Source organism: Amycolatopsis sp. NPDC052450, from assembly GCF_044547565.1.
In the GTDB taxonomy this organism is placed as follows: Bacteria; Actinomycetota; Actinomycetes; order Mycobacteriales; family Pseudonocardiaceae; genus Amycolatopsis.
In genome coordinates, this window is record NZ_JBIUAQ010000004.1 from 329,551 (window position 1) to 353,263 (window position 23,713).

General features: G+C 66.8%; 26 protein-coding genes. 12 read left to right on the forward strand and 14 right to left on the reverse strand.

The window, feature by feature from the left end:
* Positions 1–68 precede the first annotated feature (68 nt).
* The 5 genes from ACIHAO_RS10400 (at position 69) to ACIHAO_RS10420 (ending at position 4,565) form a co-directional block, all read left to right on the forward strand.
* Positions 69–872, forward strand: a complete 804-nt coding sequence (locus tag ACIHAO_RS10400) for an HPF/RaiA family ribosome-associated protein (protein ID WP_396556549.1) — start codon at positions 69–71, stop codon at positions 870–872.
* A 12-nt stretch (positions 873–884) separates the two neighbouring features.
* On the forward strand, positions 885–1,784 hold the full coding sequence (locus tag ACIHAO_RS10405) for an ABC transporter ATP-binding protein (RefSeq protein ID WP_396556551.1): 900 nt from the start codon (positions 885–887) through the stop codon (positions 1,782–1,784).
* 70 nt (positions 1,785–1,854) lie between these two features.
* The gene (locus ACIHAO_RS10410) at positions 1,855–3,006 is read left to right on the forward strand and encodes an ABC transporter permease (RefSeq protein WP_396556553.1); all 1,152 of its coding nucleotides are present in this window, start codon (positions 1,855–1,857) and stop codon (positions 3,004–3,006) included.
* Entirely contained in the window at positions 3,003–4,160 is a 1,158-nt protein-coding gene (locus ACIHAO_RS10415; RefSeq protein WP_396556555.1) for an ABC transporter permease, read from the forward strand. The genes ACIHAO_RS10410 and ACIHAO_RS10415 overlap by 4 nt, the downstream gene beginning before the upstream one ends.
* A gap of 186 nt (positions 4,161–4,346) precedes the next feature.
* Positions 4,347–4,565 carry a pyridoxamine 5'-phosphate oxidase family protein gene (locus ACIHAO_RS10420; protein WP_396556557.1) on the forward strand — a complete coding sequence of 73 codons (219 nt, stop codon included), beginning with the start codon at positions 4,347–4,349 and terminating at the stop codon, positions 4,563–4,565.
* Between the two features lie 49 nt (positions 4,566–4,614).
* On the opposite strand, the gene ACIHAO_RS10425 is transcribed toward ACIHAO_RS10420, so the two are convergent.
* From ACIHAO_RS10425 to ACIHAO_RS10435, 3 genes are all read right to left on the reverse strand, one after another.
* A complete protein-coding gene (locus tag ACIHAO_RS10425) occupies positions 4,615–4,968 on the reverse strand; it encodes a hypothetical protein (RefSeq protein WP_396556559.1) in 354 nt (117 codons plus the stop codon).
* Positions 4,969–5,036: 68 nt separating this feature from the next.
* Entirely contained in the window at positions 5,037–5,516 is a 480-nt protein-coding gene (locus ACIHAO_RS10430) for a DUF6069 family protein (protein ID WP_396556561.1), read from the reverse strand.
* 108 nt (positions 5,517–5,624) lie between these two features.
* Positions 5,625–5,945 (reverse strand): hypothetical protein, encoded by a 321-nt coding sequence (locus ACIHAO_RS10435; protein ID WP_396556563.1) that lies wholly within the window; start codon positions 5,943–5,945, stop codon positions 5,625–5,627.
* A gap of 178 nt (positions 5,946–6,123) precedes the next feature.
* On the opposite strand from ACIHAO_RS10435, the gene ACIHAO_RS10440 reads away from it, so the two are divergent.
* On the forward strand, positions 6,124–7,077 hold the full coding sequence (locus tag ACIHAO_RS10440) for a 5'-nucleotidase (protein WP_396556566.1): 954 nt from the start codon (positions 6,124–6,126) through the stop codon (positions 7,075–7,077).
* Between the two features lie 245 nt (positions 7,078–7,322).
* On the opposite strand, the gene ACIHAO_RS10445 is transcribed toward ACIHAO_RS10440, so the two are convergent.
* The 4 genes from ACIHAO_RS10445 to ACIHAO_RS10460 are packed head-to-tail and all read right to left on the reverse strand — an operon-like array spanning position 7,323 to position 11,883.
* Positions 7,323–8,243, reverse strand: a complete 921-nt coding sequence (locus ACIHAO_RS10445; RefSeq protein ID WP_396556568.1) for a carbamate kinase — start codon at positions 8,241–8,243, stop codon at positions 7,323–7,325.
* 2 nt (positions 8,244–8,245) lie between these two features.
* Positions 8,246–9,247: an ornithine carbamoyltransferase gene (argF, locus tag ACIHAO_RS10450; protein ID WP_396556570.1), complete on the reverse strand. Its 1,002-nt coding sequence runs from the start codon at positions 9,245–9,247 to the stop codon at positions 8,246–8,248.
* A gap of 12 nt (positions 9,248–9,259) precedes the next feature.
* Positions 9,260–10,480: an arginine deiminase gene (locus ACIHAO_RS10455; protein ID WP_396556572.1), complete on the reverse strand. Its 1,221-nt coding sequence runs from the start codon at positions 10,478–10,480 to the stop codon at positions 9,260–9,262.
* Positions 10,477–11,883 carry an APC family permease gene (locus ACIHAO_RS10460; protein ID WP_396556662.1) on the reverse strand — a complete coding sequence of 469 codons (1,407 nt, stop codon included), beginning with the start codon at positions 11,881–11,883 and terminating at the stop codon, positions 10,477–10,479. The genes ACIHAO_RS10455 and ACIHAO_RS10460 overlap by 4 nt, the downstream gene beginning before the upstream one ends.
* Before the next feature lie 319 nt (positions 11,884–12,202).
* Between ACIHAO_RS10460 and ACIHAO_RS10465 the strand changes: the two genes are divergently transcribed.
* Both ACIHAO_RS10465 and ACIHAO_RS10470 read left to right on the forward strand, forming a co-directional pair.
* Complete coding sequence (locus tag ACIHAO_RS10465; RefSeq protein WP_396556574.1) at positions 12,203–12,802, forward strand: hypothetical protein; 600 nt, start codon at positions 12,203–12,205, stop codon at positions 12,800–12,802.
* A 102-nt stretch (positions 12,803–12,904) separates the two neighbouring features.
* On the forward strand, positions 12,905–13,168 hold the full coding sequence (locus ACIHAO_RS10470) for a metal-sensitive transcriptional regulator (protein ID WP_396556576.1): 264 nt from the start codon (positions 12,905–12,907) through the stop codon (positions 13,166–13,168).
* 22 nt (positions 13,169–13,190) lie between these two features.
* Here the strand turns inward: ACIHAO_RS10470 and ACIHAO_RS10475 are convergent, their stop codons facing one another.
* On the reverse strand, positions 13,191–13,352 hold the full coding sequence (locus ACIHAO_RS10475; protein ID WP_396556578.1) for a hypothetical protein: 162 nt from the start codon (positions 13,350–13,352) through the stop codon (positions 13,191–13,193).
* A gap of 265 nt (positions 13,353–13,617) precedes the next feature.
* Between ACIHAO_RS10475 and ACIHAO_RS10480 the strand changes: the two genes are divergently transcribed.
* From ACIHAO_RS10480 to ACIHAO_RS10490, 3 genes are read left to right on the forward strand one after another with little or no spacing between them, the layout of a single operon-like run.
* On the forward strand, positions 13,618–14,976 hold the full coding sequence (locus ACIHAO_RS10480; RefSeq protein WP_396556580.1) for a rhodanese-like domain-containing protein: 1,359 nt from the start codon (positions 13,618–13,620) through the stop codon (positions 14,974–14,976).
* Positions 14,977–14,986: 10 nt separating this feature from the next.
* On the forward strand, positions 14,987–15,781 hold the full coding sequence (locus ACIHAO_RS10485) for a sulfite exporter TauE/SafE family protein (RefSeq protein WP_396556582.1): 795 nt from the start codon (positions 14,987–14,989) through the stop codon (positions 15,779–15,781).
* A gap of 23 nt (positions 15,782–15,804) precedes the next feature.
* Positions 15,805–16,206 (forward strand): DUF302 domain-containing protein, encoded by a 402-nt coding sequence (locus tag ACIHAO_RS10490; protein ID WP_396556584.1) that lies wholly within the window; start codon positions 15,805–15,807, stop codon positions 16,204–16,206.
* Here the strand turns inward: ACIHAO_RS10490 and ACIHAO_RS10495 are convergent.
* From ACIHAO_RS10495 to ACIHAO_RS10520, 6 genes are all read right to left on the reverse strand, one after another.
* Positions 16,187–16,444: an acyl carrier protein gene (locus ACIHAO_RS10495; protein WP_396556586.1), complete on the reverse strand. Its 258-nt coding sequence runs from the start codon at positions 16,442–16,444 to the stop codon at positions 16,187–16,189. The genes ACIHAO_RS10490 and ACIHAO_RS10495 overlap by 20 nt on opposite strands.
* A 106-nt stretch (positions 16,445–16,550) precedes the next feature.
* Positions 16,551–16,799 (reverse strand): PLD nuclease N-terminal domain-containing protein, encoded by a 249-nt coding sequence (locus tag ACIHAO_RS10500; RefSeq protein ID WP_396556588.1) that lies wholly within the window; start codon positions 16,797–16,799, stop codon positions 16,551–16,553.
* Between the two features lie 356 nt (positions 16,800–17,155).
* Positions 17,156–19,798, reverse strand: a complete 2,643-nt coding sequence (locus ACIHAO_RS10505; RefSeq protein ID WP_396556590.1) for a cation-translocating P-type ATPase — start codon at positions 19,796–19,798, stop codon at positions 17,156–17,158.
* A 35-nt stretch (positions 19,799–19,833) separates the two neighbouring features.
* Positions 19,834–20,718, reverse strand: a complete 885-nt coding sequence (locus ACIHAO_RS10510; RefSeq protein WP_396556592.1) for a universal stress protein — start codon at positions 20,716–20,718, stop codon at positions 19,834–19,836.
* 959 nt (positions 20,719–21,677) lie between these two features.
* On the reverse strand, positions 21,678–22,187 hold the full coding sequence (locus ACIHAO_RS10515) for a hypothetical protein (protein WP_396556594.1): 510 nt from the start codon (positions 22,185–22,187) through the stop codon (positions 21,678–21,680).
* 105 nt (positions 22,188–22,292) lie between these two features.
* Positions 22,293–22,448: a hypothetical protein gene (locus tag ACIHAO_RS10520; RefSeq protein ID WP_396556596.1), complete on the reverse strand. Its 156-nt coding sequence runs from the start codon at positions 22,446–22,448 to the stop codon at positions 22,293–22,295.
* Between the two features lie 772 nt (positions 22,449–23,220).
* Between ACIHAO_RS10520 and ACIHAO_RS10525 the strand changes: the two genes are divergently transcribed.
* Positions 23,221–23,622: an HPF/RaiA family ribosome-associated protein gene (locus ACIHAO_RS10525; RefSeq protein WP_396556598.1), complete on the forward strand. Its 402-nt coding sequence runs from the start codon at positions 23,221–23,223 to the stop codon at positions 23,620–23,622.
* The last annotated feature ends 91 nt before the right edge of the window (positions 23,623–23,713 follow it).

The window sequence follows — 23,713 nt, forward strand, 5'->3', positions numbered from 1 at the left end:
CTAGGTCCCTGGTGACACGCCGGTCGACCGGCGTACCGATTAGGGCACCGACTTGGGAAGGACGATCGATGCGGACGAAGGAAACCAGGACGATGCCCGAGGTGCGGGTGGCGGTACGCGGAGATGTCGAGCCGGCTTCCGCGAGCCGTGCGGCCGCCAAGGTCTCGCGCCTGATGAGGCTCGCCCATCGGCCGGTACTGGCGGCGTCGGTGCGACTGACCAAGTACGGGGACCCCGCGCGGGAGCAGTCGGTGACGGCGCAGGCGTCCCTGGACGTGAACGGCAGGCCGGTACGCGCGCAGGCGGCGGCGCCGTCAGTGGACGAGGCGATCGATCGGATGGACGCGAAACTCCGGAGACAACTGGAGAAAAGTGCTCTGCACTGGGAAGCCCGGCGAGGAGGGCGTCCTGTTCCGGATCCCGGCGAATGGCGCCACGAGTCGGTTCCCGCCGCGCGCGAGCCCTGGTTCCCGAGGCCGGATCAGGAACGAGAGATCGTGCGGCACAAGTCCTACTCGCTGGCCCGGTCGACGGTCGACGAGGCATTCGTCGACATGCACCTCCTCGACTACGACTTCCATCTGTTCACCGAGACCGGTACCGGGCAGGACAGCGTGCTCTACCACGCCGGGCCGACCGTGCACCGGCTCGCTCAGACCGTCCCGCCGGGCTCGCGCAGCCTGAGCCCTTTCAAGCTTCCTCTCACGATCAGCAGCCTGCCCGCACCTGTTCTGTCCACAGTGGAGGCTGTGGAGCGGCTCGGCCTGACCGGCTTGCCGTTCCTGTTCTACCTCGACGGCGAACGGGGTCGGGGCAGTGTGCTGTACCACCGCTACGACGGTCACTACGGCCTGATCACCCCGGCGGTCTAGGTGACTCTTCCCATGACGGAGTCACCGCGCGCCGGGCAGGCCGAGGTGCTGGCGGTGGCGGGGCTGACCAAGCGCTTCGGCGAACGGGTCGCCGTCGATGATGTCGGCTTCTCCATCGGCGCCGGCGAGACCTATGGCCTGCTGGGCCCCAACGGCGCGGGGAAGACGACCATCATCCGGCTGGTGTGCGGCTTGCTGAGGGCGGACGCCGGCAGCATCACGATCGAGGGTGCCGCCGACGGCGCGGCCGTGGTGTCCCGGGAACGGGTCGGCTATGTCCCTCAGGATGTCGCGCTGTATCCGGATCTCACCGCACGGGAGAATCTGCGGTTCTTCGCCCGGTTGTACCGGCTGCGCGGCAAGGCGCTGGACCGGCGGGTCGACGAAGTGCTGGAGTTGATCGGCCTCACCGACCGCGCCGGGGACCGGGTCGAGTCCTTCTCCGGTGGGATGCGCCGCCGGCTCAACATCGGTGCCGGCTTGACGCACCGGCCGACGCTGCTGATCCTCGACGAGCCGACCGTCGGGGTCGATCCGCAGAGCAGACACGCGATCATGGAGAACGTGCGGTCGCTCGGCACGAGCGGGATGGCCGTCCTGTACACCACGCACTACATGGAAGAGGCCGAACGCCTGTGCGACCGGGTCGGCATCATCGACCGCGGCCGCCTGATCGCCGAAGGCACCCGCCGAGAGTTGATCGACCGGCTCGGCGAGCATGACCGCATCACGCTCGCCACCGACGGGGATCCGGCCCGGCTGGTGGACCGGCTCGGCTCTGTCGCGGGTATCGAGAAAGTCGATTCCGCGGGCGACGAAGTCCACCTGATCGTGCGCGAGGGCCGTCGCATGCTCCCGCGGTTCTCGACGCGGCCGAGCGGTCCGAGGTCGGAGTGCGTTCGGTCGAAGTGACCGAGCCCGACCTCGAGGCGGTCTTCCTCCACCTCACCGGTACCGCACTCCGAGACTGAGGGAGACGAAGATGCATGCGGCTTTCGTCGTGGCGGCCAAAGACCTCCGTCAGCGTCTGCGGGATCGGTCGGCGTGGGTGTTCGGATTCCTCGCGCCGGTGGCCGTGGCCTTGCTGATGAGCTTCGCCTTCCAGGGTGGGGAGCACTTCCACACCAAGGTGGCCGTCGTCGACGAGGACGGCGGGGCGTTGGCGACGGCGTTCACGGCTCTTCTCGCCGGACCACAGCTGGACTCCGTACTCGATGTGGTCCCCGTGACGAGTGAAGCCGACGCCCGCGCCTTGATCAACGAGGGGGAACTCGGTGCGGTCTTCCTGATTCCCCAGGGCTTCACCGCCGCCGCGCACGGTGGAGCAGCCGAGCCGATGACCGTGCTTTCCGGAATCGATTCGCCGCTCGCTGGAACGGTCGCCCGATCCATCGGGGACTCTTTTGTGGCTCAGCTGAACGCCGACCGCCTTTCGATGGCGACGGCATTGGCCGCCGGAGCCGGATCCGTGGATCCATCGGAGATGGCCGGGTGGCGGCTCCCCGAGCAGGTCGTGCCCAAGGCGGCCGGGACCGAGCAGCTCACCGCTGCCGGGTACTACGGTCCCGCGATGGGGATCTTCTTCATGTTCTTCGCGATCGGTTTCGGTGCGCGCGGATACTTCGAGGAACGCGTGAACGGCACCCTCGACCGGATCGCCGTCGCCTCGGTCGGCGCCGGTGCACTGCTCCTCGGAAAGGCGCTGGCCACCTTCGTCTACGGCGTCGCCAGTCTGTCGTCGGTCGCGTTGATCACCGGCTTGGTCCTCGGCCCGGGGTGGGGACCGCCGCTCGCCGTCGGCATGGTGATCGTCGCGCTGGCACTGACGCTGGTCTGCCTGACCGCCTTCGTGATCGCGGTGGCCGGCAGCGACCGGCAGGCCGACGGCATCGCCTCACTCGTGATCTTCGGGCTGGTCCTGCTCGGCGGCAACTTCATCATGCTCGGCGGTGCACCGGAGATCATGCGGAAGCTCGCCCTGCTGACGCCGAACGGGTGGGCGTTGCGGGCCTTCACGGATCTCGCCGGGGGAGCGGGCTGGATCAGCGTCGTCCAGCCGGTCTCGGCGATCTTGTTGTTCTGCGTGGTGATTTCGGCCATCACGGTGCCGATCTACCGGAGGAGGTTCAGATGAACGTGGTGACCATCGCGTTGGTGTCGCTCCGGAGACTGGCGCGGGACCGGATCGCTCTGTTCTTCATCGTGTTGCTGCCGGTCGTGGTGATCCTGGTGATCGGTGCGGTGATGCGCGGTCAGAACGGGTTCAGGGTCGCTGTCGTGGCGGCGGAAGGGCGTTTCGCCGTCGAGCTGACCCAGAGTCTCGCCGCCGCGGGAACGCTGGTCACCAGTCCGTTCACCGATGAGTCGGCGGCGAAGGACGCCTTGCGGCGTAACGAAGTCGACGCGGTTCTGCTCATCCCCGCCGGGATGGACGAGACGCTGACGGCCGGGGCGCCGGTCGAACTCCCCTTGCTCACCACCGCGGCTTCCAGTTCTGGGCAGGGGGCCTGGTCGGCGGTCGCGTCGGTGGTCGCGGACCATGCGGCGACCGTTCAGGCCGCAGCCTTCGCCGCGAGCCGGACCTCTGCTTCCTTCGACGAGTTGTTGCCGCTGGCTCGCTCGCTCGACCGGACGGTGCCTCAGGTCGCCGTGCGAGCCGAAACGGTGGGAAGCACGGGCGACGTCCTGCCTCCGGGATTCAGCTACAGCGCGCCGACCATGCTCGTGTTCTTCGTCTTCATCAACGCGCTCGCCGGTGGTGCGGCCTTGATCCAGACCAGGCGGCTCGGTATCCACGCCCGGATCCTCGCCGGGCTGGTCCGCCCGCGTGAGGTCATGCTCGGTGAAACGCTCTGCTACCTCGCGCTGACCTTGCTCCAATCCGGTCTGATCATCGGGGTGGGGGGCCTGCTCTTCGGGGTGAACTGGGGCGACCCGCTCGCGGCTGTGACCTTGACCTTCATGTGGGGTCTCGTCGGTGCCGGCGCGGGGATGCTGAGCGGCGCGCTGTTCCGCACCCCTGAGCAGGCGTCGGCCATCGGTCCCGCGGTCGGCATCGGGGCGGGCATGCTCGGCGGCTGCACCTGGCCGTTGGAAATCGTTCCGCCCGCCGTACGTGCGGCGGGCCACGTCACGCCGCACGCTTGGGCGGTCGACGCCTGGACCACGATCCTGTCGCGAGGCGGCGGACTCGTCGACATCTTGGGGCCCTTGGCGGTACTCGGCGCCTTCGCGGCCCTCTTCCTCGGCGTGGCCACTCTGCGGCTCCAGCGGTCCTTGACCGCTTGAGCCCGGCGGGCGCGGCAGCGCTCGGGCGCCGAGATCGGCTGCCCGCTTCGCGGCTGCGACCGGCACGGTCGCCTCCCGCGACGCGCCGATGGACCTCGCGGACGGGGACCTCCGGCCCTGACCAGTGGTGCGAAGCGGCGGTCATGCTCGAAAGTGCTTGGTCTTCGTCGTCTTCAGGGAGTCATCGTGGCGGTTCGACAACAGCTCGAGGTCCTGGGTCGCGAGCAGTGCCTTGGCCTTCTGCGGACGGTGCGGGTGGGGCGTCTGGTCTTCGTCGAAGACGCCTTGCCAGCAGTGCGGCCGGTCAACTTCCGGGTGAAGCGGGACCACGTCGTGATCCGGGTGGCCGGCGGGGCGAAACTGGCCGCCGCGACCATTTCATCCGGATCGAGGTGGAGAAGGTGACCGGACGACGTCTGCACACGCCGGTGACCCCCACCGCCTGACCGGATGCTCAGTGGAGCGCGACGGTGAGCAGGACGGCGCTGTCGAGGAACGCCGTCAGGCTGTGCCGCTCGGGTGGGATGGCGGTGAGCTGACCGCCATCGAGGAGCCGGTCGTGGTTGTGGGTGCTCAGGCGAACGCTTCCGGTGATGACGTGCAGTGTGGCGGCCGGGGGCGAGTCGTGCTCCGCCAGTTCGGCGCCCTCGGCCAGCGCGATGAGGGTGGCCCGTTGGGAGTTGCCTGCCACCAGGGTCCTGGCGGCACGTCGTGAGTGGTGTTCGCGGGCCTGCTGGAGCAGTTCGGCGGCCAGGACGCCGACGTCCGCGACTTCGGGACGGCCGCTCATCGTTTCGCGCACTGTCATGGTGTTCTCCTTCTCTGGTGAAGACGGCCCGTCCTGTGGCGAAACGCGGATCGGCCGCCGAACGTGGGTCAGGGTGATTCGTGCTCGAACGTTCCGGTCGTCCGCCGCGATCGGATGGCCGAACCCGCGACGCCGGAGAGCGTGATCGTGATGGCGAGCCCGATGGCCAGGTTGATGATCGCCGTCGCGAGCCGCGCGTCCAGTGCGGCACCCAGGCCCAGCGGGATCACGACGGCGATCGCGGTGAACAGCACCATGATCCAGCCGAAGAAGGTCCGGGGCTTCGGTGCCGTGAGCAGCAGGAGGTGCAGCAGTGCGGTCGCCGCGAGTGCGATGGCCGCCGACGCGAGGGAGTAGGTGAGGCTGCTCGCGCCACCCCACGCACCTTCGCGGCTGGGCGCCAGCACGGCGACTTTGACCAGGCCACGCGCGATCAGGATCCCGACGATCGCGGTCAGGGCGGCGGTCACCGCCGTCGCGGCCCCGCCCGCCCACAGCCGTGCTCCGTTGACAGCAGGTCGATCCTTTTCCTCGAAGTCGTTGTCCATGGTGAAAACCTTGCTCACCGACTCCGCTGCACAGAAGGGGCCGAGGAACCTCGATGACGGGACCAACGGCCTGCGTACCGGAAGCTTCCGCGCGTGCGTTTCGGCTGCTCACCGGCTCAGCCCTCCCGCATCGAGGGAAAGGTCAAACGGGTTCGCCGCTACCCGATCGCCGGCATGCGCGATGCCGTTGAACGCGCGACGTTGGACAAGGTGGTGCCGAATGACGGCTAGCAAGAAGCTGGGACCTACGCCGAGCAACAAGCGCGGCTCGACGCCGGAGCTGTCGACCGCTGGGCCGTCATTGTCGCCGATTGGCCACCAATGACTGATAAACCGATCCAGGCGCTCATGATCATTTTTAACCGGGTCGAGGAGCGTATCGCCAAGCGGCAACGTCTTTCCAGGAAGGGCGTGGCCCACCGCATCCAATCAAGGAATCTTTGAGATAACGCTTTGCCCGCAGGCGGATGACGATCCGAACGTGGCGTAACGAGAAGTGGTCGAAGGCCGACTTGTAGAAACCTTGCAAAGGTCCACGGGCACGTGGAATCGGCGGGCGAAGCACGTTGAAAATTAGCGTGCCTCATGAATATGGCAGAGGTGCGAAATGTCTTACAGTTTGACCGACAGACTAGTTGTAGGCGTTGCGTCGAGCGCACTGTTCGACCTTGCTGAATCTCATGAAGTGTTCGACAATGGTAACGAAGAGGTTTATCGGAAATATCAAGAAGATAATCTCGAAAACCCCTTGAGGGCAGGCGCGGCGTTCCCATTTATTAGGCGGCTGCTGTCATTGAACAACCTTGCGGAGCCTGAGGATCCACTTGTTGAGGTTATCGTACTTTCGCGCAATAGTCCAGACACGGGAATGCGTGTGATGCGATCGATTAAGCATCATGAATTAGCAATCACCAGGGCAATCTTTACGCAAGGACGATCGCCTCACGGGTATATGCGCTCGCTTAATATGTCGCTCTTCCTCTCCGCTGACGCCTCGGATGTTCGGGATGCGATCAAGGCTGGCCTTCCGGCTGGCCATGTGCAGCACTCCTCATTTGTAGACGACAATGACGACGAACTAAGGATAGCGTTCGACTTCGACGGCGTGCTTGCAAACGACGGAGCGGAGCGAGTTATGCAGGCTGGAAGCTTGGCAGAGTTTCACGATCACGAAGTTGTCAATGTTGACACTCCGCTCGAACCGGGGCCACTGAGCGATTTTCTGGCAAATATGAATCGCATTCAAAGAGTCGAAGAGGAACGGCGTTTGCGAGACCCGGACTATAGATACCGAGTTCGTATATCAATTGTTACTGCACGTAATTCGCCAGCCCACGAAAGACCCGTCAAGAGCCTGAAGTCTTGGGGTGTGACTGTGAACGAAGCGTTCTTCCTTGGTGGAATCGAAAAAAGTGCAGTGTTGACTGTCATGAAACCGCACATATTCTTTGATGATCAACAGAGGCATCTTAGTAAGGCATCTGAAATTCCCTGCGTCCATGTGCCATTTGGCGTGATGAACGAGGTACAGGTTTCCGACGAAGGGAAAGAGGTGGCATAGAGACGTAACGCTCACGACTCCCTCTCGAAGCGGTCAAATTGCCGAATCGGACACTCTGTTCCTGGATGGTGTTCCTTGTGAACGTTTGAGAAGGGGCGTCGGGTCTCGTTGACGAGTCCCGTTAATTTGGCCGCGCCACAGCTAACTTGCCACTCGATGGCAAGGGGTCAGTCGAGGCATGGGTGGGGCATCAAGTACTCCTGTCACTCGGGTGCCGCGAAGGGCACGCCCGAAACGCCCACCGGTCACGCCTTGCCGTCGGGTGTGATGACGGTGCCTTCGGTGCCCCGCAGCATCGCGGCGGGCGAGTCGAGGGCGCCGATGGCGGCGATGTTGCCGGTGAGTTCGACGAAGCGGCAGGCGGCGTCGACCTTCGGGCCCATCGAACCGGCCGGGAAATCGCGGGACCGTAGCCGCGCCGGTGTGGTGCGGCGGATCGGAGTGGCCTGCGGCGTGCCGTAGTCGTCGATGACCGCGGGTACGTCGGTGAGCAGCAGGAGCGCGTCGGCGTCCAGGGCTTCGGCGAGCAGGGCGGCGGTCTGGTCCTTGTCGACGACGGCTTCGACACCCCGCAATCGTCCGGTGTGTTCGTCACGCACCACGGGCACACCGCCCCCGCCGGCGCAGACCACGATCGTGCCTGACTCGACGAGCGCGCGGATCACCGGAGTCTCCACCACGCGCTGCGGTCTTGGCGAAGGGACCACCCTGCGCCAGGACGAGCCGTCCCGGCGGACGGTCCAGTCACGCTCGTCGGCCAGCGCGGCGGACTGCTCCTCACTGTAGACCGGGCCGACGAACTTGGTGGGTTCGCCGAACGCGGGATCGGCGACGGAGACGAGTGTCTGCGTCATCAGCGTGGCGACCTGCTTGCCGGGCACGACGTTCCGCAGCGCCTGGCCGAGGAGGTAGCCGATCATGCCCTGGGTCTGCGCGCCGAGGACGTCGAGTGGGTACGGCCGGGTCAGTGCGGGGTCCGTCGCGCTTTCCAAGGCCAGCATCCCCACTTGGGGGCCGTTGCCGTGGGTGAGCACGACTTCGTGTTCGGTGGCGAGTTCCGCGAGTGCCTCGGCGGCGGCGAGCACGTTGACCTGCTGGAGGTCGGCGTCCGGCCGTTCACCGCGGCGCAGCAGGGCGTTGCCGCCCAGTGCGACGAGAATCCGCATGGTCAGCTCCCGAGCGTGGCGACCAGGATCGCCTTGATGGTGTGCATCCGGTTCTCCGCCTGTTCGAACACCAGCGACGCCGTGGATTCGAAGACGTCGTCGGTGACTTCGACACCGTCCAGCCCGAATTCCTTGAACGCTTCGGCTCCCACCTCGGTCTCGCGGTCGTGCAGCGCGGGCAGGCAGTGGAGGAACCGGACGCCGGGGTTGCCGGTGACGCTGAGGGTCTTGGCCGTGACCTGATACGGCGCCAGCAACTCGACCCGGTCGTGCCAGGTACCGGCGGGTTCGCCCATGGACACCCAGACATCGGTGTAGACGAAGTCCGCGCCCGCCACGGCCTCCTCGACGTCGTCGGTGACGGTGATCCGGGCCCCGCTGAGCGCGCCTTCCCGCAGACAGGTCGCCAGGTGCTCTTCATCAGGCCAGAGCGCCCGGGGCCCGGCGAGCCGGACGTCCATGCCGAGTTTGGCGCCCATCGCGAGCAGGGATCGGGCGACGTTGTTCCGGGTATCGCCGAGGTAGCAGAAAGCGATCTCCGGCAGGGGTTTCGGGCTGTGCTCGCGCATCGTGAACACGTCGCACAGTGATTGCGTGGGGTGACTCGTCGCGGTGAGTCCATTGTAGACGGGTACGCCGGAGTGCCTGGCCAGCTCTTCGACGGTGGCCTGCTCGTGGCCGCGGTACTCGATCCCGTCGTACATGCGGCCGAGCACGCGGGCGGTGTCACGGGCAGATTCCTTGTGTCCCAGGTGAGCGTCCTGGGGGCCGAGGTAGGTCGTGGTCGCTCCTTCCTCGGCGGCGGCGACCTCGAACGCGCATCGCGTCCGGGTGGAGGCCTTCTCGAAGATGAGCGCCAAATGCTTGCCCGACAGCCGGTTTTGCGCGATTCCGGCGTAGGCCGCGGACTTGAGCTGGGCGGCGAGGTCTAGCAGGAAGAGAAGTTCTTCCTTGGTGAAGTCGAGTTCGGTGAGGTAGCTGCGGTTGCGCAGGTTGAAGGCCATTTTCGGATCCGTTCAGCTCGGGTCGCGGTCGATCGGACAGGTCATGCAGCGCGGGCCGCCACGGCCGCGTCCCAGTTCGCTTCCGGCGATGGTGACGACTTCGATGCCGTGTTTGCGCAGCATGGTGTTGGTGGCGACGTTGCGTTCGTAGCCGAGGACGACCCCCGGTGCGACGGCGAGGTAGTTCGTACCGTCGTCCCATTGCTCCCGCTCGGCGGCCCGGATGTCCTCGTCGGTGCTGAGCAGGGTGACCTCGGGGACTTTCAGTACTTCGGCGAGGGTGTGCCAGAGGTTCTCGTTGGCGTGCACGCTCAACGTGGAGGGCTCTTCGCCCGCGGTGATGGTCCAGCTGCGGGCGCCGCGGTCGAAGTAGGGGTAGACCACGAAGGTGGCGCGGTCGACCATGCTCATCACCGTGTCCAGGTGCATCGTGGCGTGCGAATGCGGAAGCTCCACGGCGACGACGGTGTGTGCCTGTCCGGACGAGAACAGCGCCTTGGCGAGGATCTCCACGGCCATGGGCGTGGTGCGCTCTCCCATTCCGATGAGGACGGCGCCCTCGCCGAGGACGTGCACGTCGCCGCCTTCGATCGTGGCAGGCTGGTGACTGACGTCGTCGTCACCGTAGTAGGTGTGGAACCCGGCCCCGGCGAACATCGGATGGTGGCGGTAGATGGCCCTGGTGTGCAGGGATTCACGTTGCCGGGCCGGTTTCGCCATCGGGTTGATCGAGACACCGCGGTACACCCAGCAGGAATCGTCACGCTGGAACAGATGATTGGGCAACGGCGGGAGGACGAAGTCGTCGGCGGCGAGGGTCTCCCATCGGAGACTCCGCGCTCGCAGCGGGGAAAGGTCGGCTTTGAGGACTCCTCCCACCAGGTACTCGGCCAGGTTCTCGCCGTCGAGGTCGTCGAACAGGGCCCGCAGCGGCGCGACCAGCGCGGGGCCGAGGATCTCGGGGGTGCACACCCGGTCCAGCACGAACGACCGGCCCTCGGGCAGCGCGAGCGTTTCCGCCAGCAACTGACCGTAGTAGTGCACGAGGACACCCTTGTCCCGCAAGGCTTCGGCGAACGCGTCGTGTTCCTGCTTCGCCTGCTTGGCCCAGAGGACGTCGTCGAAGAGCAGTTCGCCGATGTTGCGTGGGGTCAACCGGGTGAGCTCGAGGCCGGGACGGTGCACGATGGCCTGTCGCAATCGGCCGACCTCCGAATGAACGGCGAAAGTCATGACTGCTCCGGCGTTTCGGACGGCGACATGGGGGCCTTCTTGACGCTCGCGCCGTTTTTCCCGTTGGGGGAGAGGAAATAGGGGCTGTCCGCAGGGTACCGGATGGGCGAGACCGGGGTCTCGCCGTACTCCTTGCGCTGGGATTTCATCCAGACGTAGACGGGAATGCCGAGGAAGAAGGCGAACACTCCGTAGTACACCGCCTGGTAACCGCTGCCTGCCAGCGCCCAGAAGCTGAAGAGCAGCGCGAAGGCGGTCACGGCCAGATCGCGGATCAGATGCGGCCAGTTCAGCGCGCGGCCCTGGACGATGAGCCAGTAGAGATGCGCGGCGGCGGAGTACAAGTAAGGGATCACCGCGGTGAACACACCCAACAGCACCACATTGGTGAACACGGACTGGAAGTTCCAGTAGCCGAAAGCCGTGAGCACCGACGCCAGCACGGTGGCGGCCACGATGCCGAAGACCGGGATCTCCTTCTTGCTCAGCTTGGCGAACTGGGTCGGGAACAGCCGGTCTCGGGCGGCGGCCATCGGCATTTCGGCGCAGATCAACGTCCAGCCGTTCAGGCAGCCGAGCCCGGAGATGATCGCCACCACGGCCATGGCCTGCCCGGCCCAGCTCGCCCCGAAGATGGCGGTGGCCGAATCGGAGAACGGCGAGGTGGAGTCGACCAGTGCCTGCTGCCCGACCGTGCCGAACACCGTGACGGTCCCCAGGACGTAGACGACGGCGCAGACGAGGGTGCCGAGCACGGTCGCCCTCGACACGTTGCGCCGCGGGTCGCGGACGCGTCCGGCGGCCACCGAGGCGGTTTCCAGGCCGAGGTAGCTGAACAGGGCGATCGCGGCCGCCGCGGAGATGGCTCCCACCCACGACAACCCGCTGGGATTGAACGAACCGAGGTTCTCGACCTTGACGAAGAACAGTCCGATGGTCGCCATGAACACCAGTGGCACGAATTTGAGGATCGTGGTGACGATCTGGAACCACGCGAGGTTCCGGACGCCGGAGATGTTGATCGCGGCGGGCAGCCACAGGCCGACCAATGCGATGGCGATCGACCACCACGGGTTGTGGTCGGTGTTGACGAATACTTCCACGTAGCCGACCCAGGCGACCGCGATCCCGGCGTTGCCCACCCAGGCGGTCAGCCAATAGGCCCAGGCGGTGACAAAGCCGCCGAAGTCGCCGAAGGCGTCTCGTGCGTACAAGTAAGGCCCGCCCGAGCCCGGCACACGTTTGTTGAGCCCACCGAACACCAAACCCAGAGCCAAGGCGCCGATCGTGACCAAGGCGAAGGCCAGAAGACTCGACAAGCCATACGGGGCCAAGGACGAGGGAAGGGCGAACACGCCCGTTCCGATGATCGAACCGACCACCAACGCCGTCGCGGTCGGCAAGCCGAACCGGTTTGAGAACTCCTTGCCGTTCGTAGGGGCCGCCGCCCCTGGCGCGGCTGCATCCACTTGTTCCGATCGTTCCTGCTCTGCCATCAGTCTTCCCGATCTTCCGCTCGTAGGTCAGCGTCGAGCATCCATGTCCGGCGTGGCAGTGCCATGGGGCTTAGGTCCGCGGTCGACGGGCCGAAAGGCCGGACGAGGCGGCGGCGTGCCGAAGGTCCCGGTTCGCCGGGGCCACAGCCACTCCCGTGTGCTCCTTCGAGGAGCGAGGCTGGCAGACCGACCTATCGACAGCTGTTCCCTGATCGAGGAGAGAATCATGCGAGCACAGCCGGGAATCGCGGCCACGGTGTGGCGACGGCTTCATGTCGGCCGGAACCCGCTTGCCCGCTCGTCGGACCGGCTGGAGGCGGCACTGGTGATCGGTGTCGTCCTGCTCGCCCTGCTGGCGGTTCCGATCGCGGTGGCGATCGGGTCCGAGGCCTACGAGGCCGGGTTGCGGCGAGCGGGCGAGCAGGCCGCGGAGCGTCGCGAGGCGACGGCGGTGCTGGTGGCCGACGCGCCACCCGCGCAGGCGCGGTTCGATGGAGTGCCCGTCGAAGAGACGGTGAAGGTGCATGCTCGCTGGAGCGTCCCGGGTGGCCCCGTCCGGGAGGGTGTGGTCACCGTGGACCCCGGTCTGACCACCGGCAAGGAAATAGGGATCTGGCTCGACGCGAAGGGGAACGCGGTCGAGGCACCGGTGACGCCCTCCGACGTGACAGGGCAGGGCGTCGGCGTCGGCGTCACCTTCTGGATCGTGTGCGTGATGCTGCTCACGGGTGTCTTTCTCGCCGGCCGTTCGATGCTGGGGCGCCTGCGCGGTGCCGCGTGGGAGCGGGAATGGCGGCGGGTGTCCGAAAACTGGACCGCGGCCTGAGCGGGAACGACGTTACTGCGTCGGCCCTTGTTCTGCCCGCGCGTCGGCGACCACCGCCCACACGCGTTCCAGGTACCCTGGGGGGTACCTGAGGAGGTTGGTGTGGAGCTGAACCAAGATGTCGTCGCGGACGTGCGCAAGCGGCTGCGGCGGGCGCAAGGTCAGGTCGGTGGCCTGATCCAGATGATGGACGACGGCCGGGACTGCCGTGATGTCATCACCCAGCTCGCCGCGGTTTCCCGTGCGCTGGACAGGGCGGGCTTCCGGCTGATCGTCAGTGGGTTGGAGCAGTGCCTCGCCGATGGCTCCGAGCAAGGTGCCGCCGATCGCGAGGAGCTTGAGAAGCTGTTCATGACCCTGGCCTGAGGCTCGGGCTGGCGGCGGTTGTTCAGCGGCGGCCGAACAGCCGCCACGGCTTCCGTGCGGGCCGCTCGGCGGAGCAAGAGCAGCGCTGGGCGACGGGCACATCGCCCAGTACTTGCTCGACGTGGTTGCCGCAGCCCCGGTAGGACGGCTTTCCGCACTTCGAACAGACGATTCGCTGGCACATCCGTGTTCCTCGAAGGATCTCATGACCAGGTCTCTCTGAACACTATACCCCGGGGGGTACCTGGACGTCGCCTGTCGTTGCCCTGGAGAGGCCGACGGCGACGCAACGGGGACCAAGGTCTCTGGAAATGCGCCCCCGGTCGCTGCGACGCTGATTCGATGAATCGAATCGCCTTCTGTCGCGGTGTTTCAGGAGGTGCCCGGCGAAGCGGTGGCGGATGCGCTACCCTGAGATTCGGATACCCCCCGGGGTATAAGGAGGTTTTATGATCGAGATCATCGCCATCGACACCCCGAGCCTCGGTGACCGCAGCTACCTCGTCGAGGACGGCGAGACGGCATTCGTCGTCGACCCGCAGCGCGATATCGACAGGGTGCTGGATCTGGCCCAGGTGCGTGGTTTGCAAATCACGGACGTGTTCGAGACCCATATCCACAACGACTACGTGACCGGCGGGCTCGCGCTGGCGCGCGTGACCGGTGCGGCCTACCACGTGAACGCCGCGGATCCGGTGTCCTTCGAACGCGTGTCCATCGAGGACGGCGACGTGGTGGAAGTCGGACCGCGCATGCGCGTACGGGCGCTGGCCACACCAGGGCACACGTTCACGCACCTGTCCTACGTGCTGGAGGCGCCAGGGCGGGCCCCGGCGGTGTTCACCGGGGGCTCGCTGCTGTACGGCTCCACCGGCCGTCCCGACCTGCTCGGCCCCGCTCACACCGGTGAGCTGGTGAAGCGGCAGTACGCGTCGGCTCACCGGCTGGCGGAGATCCTGCCGGACGACGCCGAGATCTATCCGACGCACGGCTTCGGCAGTTTCTGTTCGGCCACGCAGTCGGACGCGGACCGGTCGACGATCGGCCGGGAAAAGCGGATCAACCCGGTCCTGACACAGCAAGAACGCGAGTACGTGGACAGCCTGCTCGCCGGGCTGGACGCCTACCCGGCTTACTACGCTCACATGGGTCCGGCGAACAGCGCGGGCCCGGACCTCCCCGACCTCACCGTGCCGAAGTCCGTCGATCCGGCCGAGTTGCGTTCGCGCATCGAGGCGGGGGAGTGGGTAGTGGACCTACGGTCGCGGACCGCGTTCGCGGCAGGCCACGTGGCAGGCACGCTGAACTTCGGCGCCGATGGCAACTTCGCCACGTATCTGGGCTGGCTGATCCCCTGGGGAACGCCGCTGTCCCTGCTCGGTGACACCGCCGAGCAGGTCGCGGACGCCCAGCGCGAACTGGTCCGGATCGGCATCGACCGCGTCGAATCCGCGGCCACCGGAACCCCCGAGGCGTGGGCGGGCTCCGCGCCGCTCGGGTCGTTCCCCCGAGCGGATTTCGGTGAACTGGCCATGGTCCGTCACCATCGGCCGGTGACGATCCTCGATGTCCGGCGCAACCTGGAATGGGCACGGAACCACATCGATGGTGCCGTGCACATCCCGTTGCACGACCTGCTCGGCCGCCTCGGTGAGGTACCGGCCGGAGAGGTGTGGGTGCATTGCCAGGCCGGCTATCGCGCGTCGATCGCGGCTTCGGTGCTCGCCGCGGCCGGGCACCGGGTCGTCGCGGTGGACGACGAGTTCGACCGGGCGGCCCTGGCCGGGCTGCCCATGACCAGCGGCTGAGGCGGTCACCATGACGATCCTGCCGGTGGCGGGTTTCGGCCTGGTCATCGGCGCCGCCCTGGGCCTGCTCGGTGCGGGCGGCTCCATCCTCGCCATCCCCGTACTGGTCTACGGGGTCGGCCTCCCGTTGTCCGCCGCGATCCCGACGTCGTTGCTGGTCGTCACGGTGTCCGCCGCCGGAGGTTTGGTGGCGAGGTGGCGGTCGAAGGCGATCCGCTGGCCGGTGGCGCTCGTCTTCGTCGCGGCCAGTGTCCCCGCCGCGTTCGCCGGCACCGCACTGGGGAAGCTGCTGCCCGACCGCTGGCTGCTGATCGCGTTCGCCGTGCTCATGGCGGTGGTGGCGGTACGGATGCTCACCGCCGCGCCGGAAGGCGGCGGTGCCTGCCGGACCAGTGCGGGCGGGGTGAACTGGCGCAGTTGCGTGCCCAAGGCCCTCGCCGTCGGCGCGGCAGTCGGGGTGCTGACCGGATTGTTCGGGGTCGGCGGCGGATTCGTCATCGTCCCCGCCCTCACCATGCTGCTCGGCCTCACCGCACCGGAAGCGGTCGCGACCTCGCTGGTCGTCATCGTGCTCACCGCACTGGGCGGGCTGGCCGCCCACGCCACCACGATGCCGGATCTGCCCTACGACATCGCCGCGGTATTCGCCGCGGTGGCCCTCTTGGCGTCCTTGCTGGCCGGGAAGGTCGGTGACCGGCTTCCGGAGCGGACCGTCCGGCGGACGTTCGCCTACGTGATCCTCGTGGTCGCCGCCGGAGTAGCGGCCGCGGCCGTGTTCGCCCCTGCCGCCCTGCACGGCGGCTGACTCCGAGAAAGGAAGAGATCACCGTGAAATACGACCTGAGCATCACTCTGGACCTGCCCTACGAGAAAGCCGTCACCGAAGTGCGTGCCGCGCTGAAGGAGCAAGGATTCGGCGTACTGACCGAGATCGACGTCCAGGCCACGATGCGCGACAAGCTCGACGCCGACATGGAACCGTACGTGATCCTCGGCGCCTGCAACCCGCCGCTGGCGCATCGCGCGCTGGAGGCCGACCGCATGATCGGGCTGCTGCTGCCCTGCAACGTCGTTGTCCGCGCCGACGGCGAAGAACGCAGCCTGGTCCAGGCACTCGACCCTCGCGTCATGATCGAAGTGCCCGAGCGCGAAGAGCTTCGCCCGGTCGCCGAGGAAGCGGGCAAGCGTATCCGGGCGGCTCTGGACGCCCTCAGCGCCCTCGCGCGATGAGGAACTCGGTCGTGGAGTCCACTGTGGACAGCTTGCCGTAGTCGCTCTCCTCGATCCGTCTGCCGAGCGTGCCGGAAAGCCGCTCGACGAAGGTCTGGAAGTCGAACGAGTCGAGTTCGAGTGCTTCACGAAGGTTTTCGCCGGGGTCGAGGGATTCGAGATCGGCCCCGGTGGCGAATCCGCGGAGCGCGGAACGGATCGCCGCGTGTGCCCGGTCCTGAGTGAGTGGCTGGGTCATAGCTCCTTCGGTTTCTGCAGCAAAGCTGTGACAGTCTTGAGGAACCGGCCGCCGGTGTCGCCGTCGGTCGCGCGGTGTTCACCGACGTCGACCGTCTGAAGCATCGTCATACCCGCTCGGCAGGCCGGGCACCGGGGTCGAGCGGTCGTCTGCCGTAGGTGAGGTAGACGACCGGTCCGATGAAGTTGATCGCGATGATGAGAGCCCATGCCTTCTTGGTGCCTCGGATCTCGGTGGCGGGCCGCATCGCCAGATCGGCCCACGCCACCGTGGCGAGGGTGAGCTGGACTCCGGTGAGGAATCCCAGGACCGCGGGCGGAGGCTTGTGGCGTCCGGCTGCCTCGTCATGGTTCATCATCCGCTCCCGTCTCTCGTTTCCGGTTCGTCGAGCATCTCCGATCGGCGCCTCCGGCGGGAGGGACGGAGGTCCCGAGGCCCGGTCTGTTCGGCCTCGGTGGAATCGGCCTGGCGTAATTTCCATCGGGAAGCGGTCGAACTTGTCGGTTTCGTGCCGAAGGTTCCGTCGAGCGGGGGACGAACGGCGGGCGCGAGCAGTTCCGCGTTGCTGGACGCCGATGCCTCCGGACTGATCTTCGGCCGCAACGTCTGGCAGCGAGAACATGACGAGTCCCTGAGGTTCGTGGCCGCGCTTCGCGAGATCCTTCCAAGTACTCCGGTGAAAGCGAGTGATCGCGCACGGTCGACCGGGACCTATGACCGTCGGCGTGCCACCGCTTTACGCAGTTCTTCGGCCCACAGGACGGAAGACGCGATCGCGGTGGTGACGAGCCAGTCGAGGGCGGTCAAGGCGGTCGTGCCGAAGAGGGTTTGCGCGGCGGGCAGGTAGACGGCGCAGATCTGCAGGGCGAGTACCGAACCCAGGGCGGCCCAGAGCCTGCCGTTGCGGAAAAAGAGCCTTCCGAACGCCGAGGCGTGTTCGTCGCGGACGTTGAGGATGTTGAACAGCTGGAACACGACGAAGGTGACGAAGGCGAGGGTGTGCGCCACTTCGATGCCGCGGTCCAGGCCGTGGGCGAACGCGTAGAGGGTTCCGGCCACCATCACGAGTCCGGATAACAGGATACGTGTCAGGCGGCCCGCGCTGAGGATCTGCGCTTCCGGGCGTCGTGGGGGCTCCTCCATGACGGCTCGCCGCGGTGGTTCCAGGCCGAGCGCCAGTGCCGGTGGGCCGTCGGCGATCACGTTGACCCACAACAACATCAACGGTGTCAGAACGCTGGTTCCGGTGCTGAACAACAGGGAGCCGATCACCATGGTGAGGATCGCGGCCACATTGGTGCCGACCTGGAAGCGGACGAACTTGACGATGTTGTCGTAGATCGTGCGGCCGGCGCGGACGGCCCGGACGATGGTCGCGAAATTGTCGTCGGTGAGGATCATCGCGGCGGCTTCCTTGGACACGTCGGAGCCGGTGATCCCCATGGCCACACCGATGTGGGCGGCTTTGAGCGCCGGTGCGTCGTTCACGCCGTCACCGGTCATGGCGACGACGTCACCTCGCCGCTTGAGCATGTCGACGATGCGGATCTTGTGCTCCGGCGCCACCCGCGCGAACACGCCGGTGGTGGTCGCCGCCTGTTCGAGGGCACGGTCGTCGAGGCGGTCGATGTCCGGTCCCGACATACCATCGCCCTCGATGCCGACCGCGCGGGCGATGGAGGTCGCGGTGGCCAGATGATCACCGGTGATCATCTTGACGTCGATGCCGGCGGCATGGCATTCGGCGACCGCGGTGCGGGCTTCCGGCCGCGGTGGGTCGAGCAGGCCGATCAGTCCGATCAGGACCAGTCGCCGCGGCAGCGTGGGCGTCCCGGCGGCCGTGTCACCGTGGGCGACCGCCAGGACGCGTTGACCTCGTCCGGCGAGGTGATCGAGTTCCGTCAGTACCCTGCGGCGTTCGTCGTCGTCGAGCGGGACATCGCCGTGTTCCCGGCGCAGATGGGTGGCCAGGTGGAGCAGGACGTCCGCCGCTCCCTTCACGTGCGCACGGAGCGCTCGCCCGTGCTGGTGGAACGTCGCCATGTACTTCAGGGCGGAGTCGAAGGGGATCTCGGAAACTCGGGGCTCGGCGTCGCGCAATGCCGCGACGTCCAGCCCCGCTTTGCCCGCCAAGGTCACCAGCGCGCCCTCGGTCGGATCACCGACGAGAGCGGCGTCCTGGACCAGCGCGTCGTTGCACAGCGCCGCGGTGGTCAGCAGCTCACCGAGATCGGGGACTTCACCGCCGTCTTCGGCGGTGATCGCGCCTTCGAAGCCGTAGCCTTCGCCCGACACCAGGTAGCGGCGACCGGCGTACCACAGGGAACGCGCGGTCATCTGGTTCAGCGTGAGCGTGCCGGTCTTGTCGGTGCAGATGACCGTCGTCGCGCCCAGGGTCTCCACCGCGGGGAGCCGTTTGACGATCGCGCGTTGACGGGCCATCCGCCGCATGCCCAGCGCCAGTGTCACCGTGACTACCGCGGGCAGCCCCTCGGGAATGGCGGCCACGCCGAGCGCGACGGCAAGCGTGATCACCTCACCGATACCGCCGCCTGCAGCGAATTGCAGGACCGCCACGAGCAGGACCGCCACGCCGGCGAGGTAGGCCAAGCGAACGCCGAGCTTGTCTAGCTGCCGCTGCAACGGGGTCCGTGTCGAATCGGTGCGCTCCAGCAGGCCGGCGACCTTGCCGATCTCCGTGCGCATGCCGGTGCCCGTGATCAGCAGCTCGCCACGGCCCCTGGTGACGATGCTCGTCATATGGGCCATGGACGTCCGATCGGGCAGCGCCAGCTCGCCCTGCCGCGGTGCCGCGGATTTGGGTACGGGGGCGGATTCGCCGGTCAAACCGGATTCATCGGTTTCCAGGTTCACCGTCGACAGCACCCGGCCGTCCGCGGGCACGCGGTCACCGGCTTCGACCAGGACGACGTCACCCGGCACGAGCTCGGCCGCGGGCACCTCGGTCACCCTGCCGTCGCGGCGGACCCGGGCCGACGGGCTGAGCAGGCTCTTCAGTGCGGCGACCGCCTGATCCGCCCGTCGTTCCTGGACGAAACCGAGGACGCCGTTCAGGCCGAGGACCAGTCCGATGACGAGCGCTTCCCGATACGACCGCTCCACCACGCCCGCCAGCGCGGCCGCCACCACGAGCACGAGGTTCAGCGGGCTGGCCACCTGTGCCACCAGCACCCGCCACCATGGCCTAGCCGGTGCCTCGGCGAGCCGGTTGGGGCCTGCCACCTCGAGCCGGTCGCTCGCGTCCGAGGAATCCAGACCTCGCCCCGGATCGACGTCGAGGCGAGATGCGAGCTCCGTGGTCTTGACGGACCAGGGAGCGGAGACTTCCGGCACCTGTCGGGTCGCGCGTTCCTTCGTCGGTGCGGTTTTCACTGTCGGGCGGGCGGGACGACGGCCACCGGAGAGGCGGAGTGGTGGATCAATGCCTGGCTGGTGGAGCCTAGAAGGAGCCCGCGGAAACCGCCTCGGCCTCGAGAGCCGACAACGACGAGCTGGGCGTTCTCCGAGTGTTCGAGGAGCGTGTGCGCCGGCCGGTCGCGAACGACGACACCCTGGACAGGCACGTCGGGATACTTGCTTCGATAGGCGTCGAGTTGCTGGTCCACCAGCCACGTCTCCACTGAATGGATGCTCTCCCAGTCCAGGGCAGCGACGAACTTCCAGGCGGTGTCCACGGCGAAGTCCGACCACGCGCGCACGGCCACCAGACGCGTACCGCGCGCAGCGGCGGCGTCGAAGGCGAAAGCCAGAGCCGCGTCACTCGTCGGCGAACCGTCCACGCCGACGACGACCGGTGCGTCCTGCGGCCGTTCCGTTCCCCGGACGACGATGACCGGGCAGTGTCCGTGTGTCGCCACCGCGACCGCGATCGAGCCGACCAGCAGCCCGGTGAAGCCACCCAGGCCGCGAGAGCCCAGCACGATCGACTCCGCCGAGGCCGATCGCCCGATGAGGTGCTCAGCGGCTGCTCCGCCGCGCAGCTCGGTGGTCACGTCGACCTCGGGAGCCGCTTCCCTGGCCGCCTCCGCGGCCGCCGCGAGCACGTCCCGTCCTTGTTCGGTCAGCGCGTCGGCGTAGGACCTGGGCAAGTCGACACCAGGGGGCATCTGTACCGGGATCAGCATGCAGGCATGCGTGATCGACAACGGCGCCTTCCGCCTCGCCGCTTCGGTCGCGGCCCAGCGCGCCGCTTGGAGGGCCGAAGAAGAGCCGTCCACACCCGCCACTACCGGTCGCACGTCTGGTGCAGTCATCGTGTCCTCGAATCGGGGTACGTTCGCCAGCCCCGCACCGATGGGCGGTTCTGATCACGTCATCTACCTTGCCGTTCCGCGGGTTCCGGCCCCAGTGCCATCGGCCGAGTTCCGGAGGGACCAAGGTCCCCGCCGAATACGTCGAAGATCCCTAGGTGCCCCACCGCGATCCCGGCAGGATCGGGGCGGCCTGGGCGCCCGCAGGCTTATGCCGCCTGCGGCACGCTGACGGACGTCCGGTGCGGCAGGGCAGGCCACGTCATCCAAGTAATGACGACGGCATCTTTGAGATCGCCCAGTAATTGGGTTGCGCCGTGAACTCCGGGACGAGGCGCGCGCCGTGTCGCGGCCTTACTAAGTGGGCGAAGCGCAGCGTCGCCGCCTTGCACGCTTGGCCTCCGGTTGTGGGAGTGGCACGCCTCTCGCTTGCGCTACGAGTGAAAATGGGGCTTGCAGCCGCCGTGGTGTGCATCGTCTTCTGAACTTCTCTCGCAATGCGTCAAAGCCAGCATCGTGACCTGCAAGAACAGCACTCGTGACCCCCTCCCTGCCAGTCAGGTTCCGGCAGGGTGCTGACCTGCGGTTATCGAGCACCCGCTGGTCGGTTGGAGCAGTTGGGCTCTGTTCGATGTGGTTCAACGTCGGTGGGTGCAGTTGTGATCGACGCTGTGCTCCAGATCTGCTCCAGAAAAATTGGTGTGAGAGAGAACTGGGCGATTGTGAATGATTGCTGGCGCAAAGGACGTGGCAACCGCCAGGAAAGGCGGCGGCAGCGCTAATGCCAAGAACATCTCTTTGGACTGCCCGGGCTTAGGGCTGTCGACGCCGAAGCCAGGCCATGGCTACTGGTCCGGAGAGCACGCCGGTCTGGTCACCACGTTCGTCGACGCGCTCAGGCCGACCTCACCGGCATCGACATCAGCACCGCCATTCAGCGGAGCCGATGGGCACAAAGCCGGTCAGCCGTTCGTCGCCCGGTGATCGAGATAGTCGATGCTGCATCCGTCCAGTCGCCGCTCGGCGTCCGACGCGTGGGCCGAGCAGAGCGAGCCCGTCACACCGTCGCGATCGGTGGCGATCGCCGCGGCCGGTTCCGCGCAGGGGGTGTGCAGCCGGTCGTAATCCCACGAGTTGTCACAGCCCGTGGCGGTACACCAAGCTCGGTCTCCGAGCGAGTGCAGGGTGACGCCGTGGACAGGGCAGACGCCCCAGGGGACGTCGCAGAGATGGGGATCGCGGGCCACCCGGACGCGGGTCAGGTACGCGGCGGTCCTGGCGATCTCGTTGGTATAGTCGGCCAGATCGTCGGTGGCTTTGCTCATCGGCCGCGCGAGCCGTTGCAAGTGCCCATCGTCCGCGGCCTTCAGCCGAGCGGCCATTTCCGCGGTCCGCTCGGCGAGAGCGTCGGCCTCGGCGGCCAGAGTGCGTAGTTCGGCCGGGACGGGTTCCGGTGTCGTCGGCTCAGGCATCGCGGTCCTCGCTGGTGCGGTGGAGAAGGAAGTGTTGCGGAGGAAGAAGGTGGCCCCGGTCCAGGTGAACGCGGACCGGGGCCGTCGGTTCGAACGACGAGTGGCTCAGAACCAGTGGGCGCGGCCGCCCACCTTGCGTCCCGTGCCGCCGAGGATCGCGAGAACCACGCCCACGACGGCGAGAACGGCACCGATGGTGGTCAGCACGGGAATGTCGATGACCAGGCCGATCACGAGAATGATGACTCCGAGCACGATCATGGTGACTCAACCTCCTGGAGCGGCCGAAACGAATCTTCAGCCACGATGGGAACTGGGCTGGTAGTGCCCGCGTTGGCGTCTCGTCAAACGCCGCCGACTTGTTTTCTCTTCTATACCGGGAAACTGGGGACGCGTAGCCGTGACCGACGCGCGCTGAATTTCATGGTTGAGGTCCGCGGCTCGTGGGTAGGTCCCTTGAGTCGTCGTGAATTATCGCCGGAGGAAACGTAGTGTTGTTTCGCAGGAAAGCAACTGTGCCCGTTGGTGATCTCGAGCGGGCGGAGGCCGTTCTGGTCGCTCGAGGTGTCAGCCGTGAGCGGGCTGGTGGCGAACTGAGGGAGATGGCGCGTCGTCGGCACATCTCGCTGTCACGCTGCGCGGCTTTGGTGGCGTCGACCGGCCAAGTACCGCGGTCGACGTGACCTCGCCCCAAGAGGAGATGTCGGCCGGCCTCACACCGGAGCAGTGCAAGGTTTGGCTCGGTCAAGCTTTGCTTCCTGGTGTGCAGAGATAACCACTCCGTTCTGGCGACGCATGTCAGCAGAATGCTGCTGGAGCTGAGCGCCGACGAGATTCTCGACTTGCTCGCCGACGAGCCGAGCTTGGAGCGGCAGTTCGCCCAAGTGACGGCAGAACTGCCGCGAAAGCGCCACCATGCCTGAACTCCCGGACTTGGACCGGCGCGCGGTCGTGCCGTGCGATCTGGGTTTGAGTCCGTCATGTCCGTGGTACTGCGGACATCATCATCGTCGTTTTCCCGCGGAGGGTGCTCGTGCAGATCCAAGTCAACACCGACCACAACGTCCATGGCGGCGAGGCACTCGCCACCTACGTGAAGACGGACTTGGAGAACAGCCTCTCCAGGTTCGATGGCTGGTTGACCCGGGTAGAGGTGCACCTCAGCGACAACGGCGGCACCAAGCCGGAAGACAAGAAGTGCGTGATCGAAGCACGTCCTGGGGCGAAACAGCCCGTAGCGGTGACGCATCACGCGACGACGGTGGACGACGCGTACGCCGGAGCGGCGCACAAACTGAAGAGCGTGCTGGACACCCTGCATTCCCGTGCCCACGATCACAAGGGTGGGGAAAGCATTCGCCACATGGCGCCCCCAGAAGACCCGGCGCAGGTCGGTGTGATCGAGAAAGAAACAGAAGCTCCGACCTCTCCCTGACGCTGCCGGTCGCCGAATCGCAGGCCCGTCGGGGCCGGAGGTGACTCCGAACAGTTCCCATCGGCCGAGGTGGGCAGCGAGGGCGAGGCGT

Bases quoted from the DNA above. Each gene is read 5' to 3' on its own strand.
- ACIHAO_RS10495 (WP_396556586.1), bottom strand. From the start codon at position 16,444: ATGACCCAGCCACTCACTCAGGACCGGGCACACGCGGCGATCCGTTCC.
- ACIHAO_RS10500 (WP_396556588.1), bottom strand. From the start codon at position 16,799: ATGAACCATGACGAGGCAGCCGGACGCCACAAGCCTCCGCCCGCGGTC.
- ACIHAO_RS10480 (WP_396556580.1), top strand. From the start codon at position 13,618: ATGATCGAGATCATCGCCATCGACACCCCGAGCCTCGGTGACCGCAGC.
- ACIHAO_RS10400 (WP_396556549.1), top strand. From the start codon at position 69: ATGCGGACGAAGGAAACCAGGACGATGCCCGAGGTGCGGGTGGCGGTA.
- ACIHAO_RS10510 (WP_396556592.1), bottom strand. From the start codon at position 20,718: ATGACTGCACCAGACGTGCGACCGGTAGTGGCGGGTGTGGACGGCTCT.
- ACIHAO_RS10440 (WP_396556566.1), top strand. From the start codon at position 6,124: ATGTCTTACAGTTTGACCGACAGACTAGTTGTAGGCGTTGCGTCGAGC.
- ACIHAO_RS10410 (WP_396556553.1), top strand. From the start codon at position 1,855: ATGCATGCGGCTTTCGTCGTGGCGGCCAAAGACCTCCGTCAGCGTCTG.
- ACIHAO_RS10425 (WP_396556559.1), bottom strand. From the start codon at position 4,968: ATGACAGTGCGCGAAACGATGAGCGGCCGTCCCGAAGTCGCGGACGTC.
- ACIHAO_RS10445 (WP_396556568.1), bottom strand. From the start codon at position 8,243: ATGCGGATTCTCGTCGCACTGGGCGGCAACGCCCTGCTGCGCCGCGGT.
- ACIHAO_RS10475 (WP_396556578.1), bottom strand. From the start codon at position 13,352: ATGTGCCAGCGAATCGTCTGTTCGAAGTGCGGAAAGCCGTCCTACCGG.
- ACIHAO_RS10465 (WP_396556574.1), top strand. From the start codon at position 12,203: ATGCGAGCACAGCCGGGAATCGCGGCCACGGTGTGGCGACGGCTTCAT.
- argF (WP_396556570.1), bottom strand. From the start codon at position 9,247: ATGGCCTTCAACCTGCGCAACCGCAGCTACCTCACCGAACTCGACTTC.
- ACIHAO_RS10485 (WP_396556582.1), top strand. From the start codon at position 14,987: ATGACGATCCTGCCGGTGGCGGGTTTCGGCCTGGTCATCGGCGCCGCC.
- ACIHAO_RS10405 (WP_396556551.1), top strand. From the start codon at position 885: ATGACGGAGTCACCGCGCGCCGGGCAGGCCGAGGTGCTGGCGGTGGCG.
- ACIHAO_RS10515 (WP_396556594.1), bottom strand. From the start codon at position 22,187: ATGCCTGAGCCGACGACACCGGAACCCGTCCCGGCCGAACTACGCACT.
- ACIHAO_RS10455 (WP_396556572.1), bottom strand. From the start codon at position 10,480: ATGACTTTCGCCGTTCATTCGGAGGTCGGCCGATTGCGACAGGCCATC.
- ACIHAO_RS10415 (WP_396556555.1), top strand. From the start codon at position 3,003: ATGAACGTGGTGACCATCGCGTTGGTGTCGCTCCGGAGACTGGCGCGG.
- ACIHAO_RS10520 (WP_396556596.1), bottom strand. From the start codon at position 22,448: ATGATCGTGCTCGGAGTCATCATTCTCGTGATCGGCCTGGTCATCGAC.
- ACIHAO_RS10430 (WP_396556561.1), bottom strand. From the start codon at position 5,516: ATGGACAACGACTTCGAGGAAAAGGATCGACCTGCTGTCAACGGAGCA.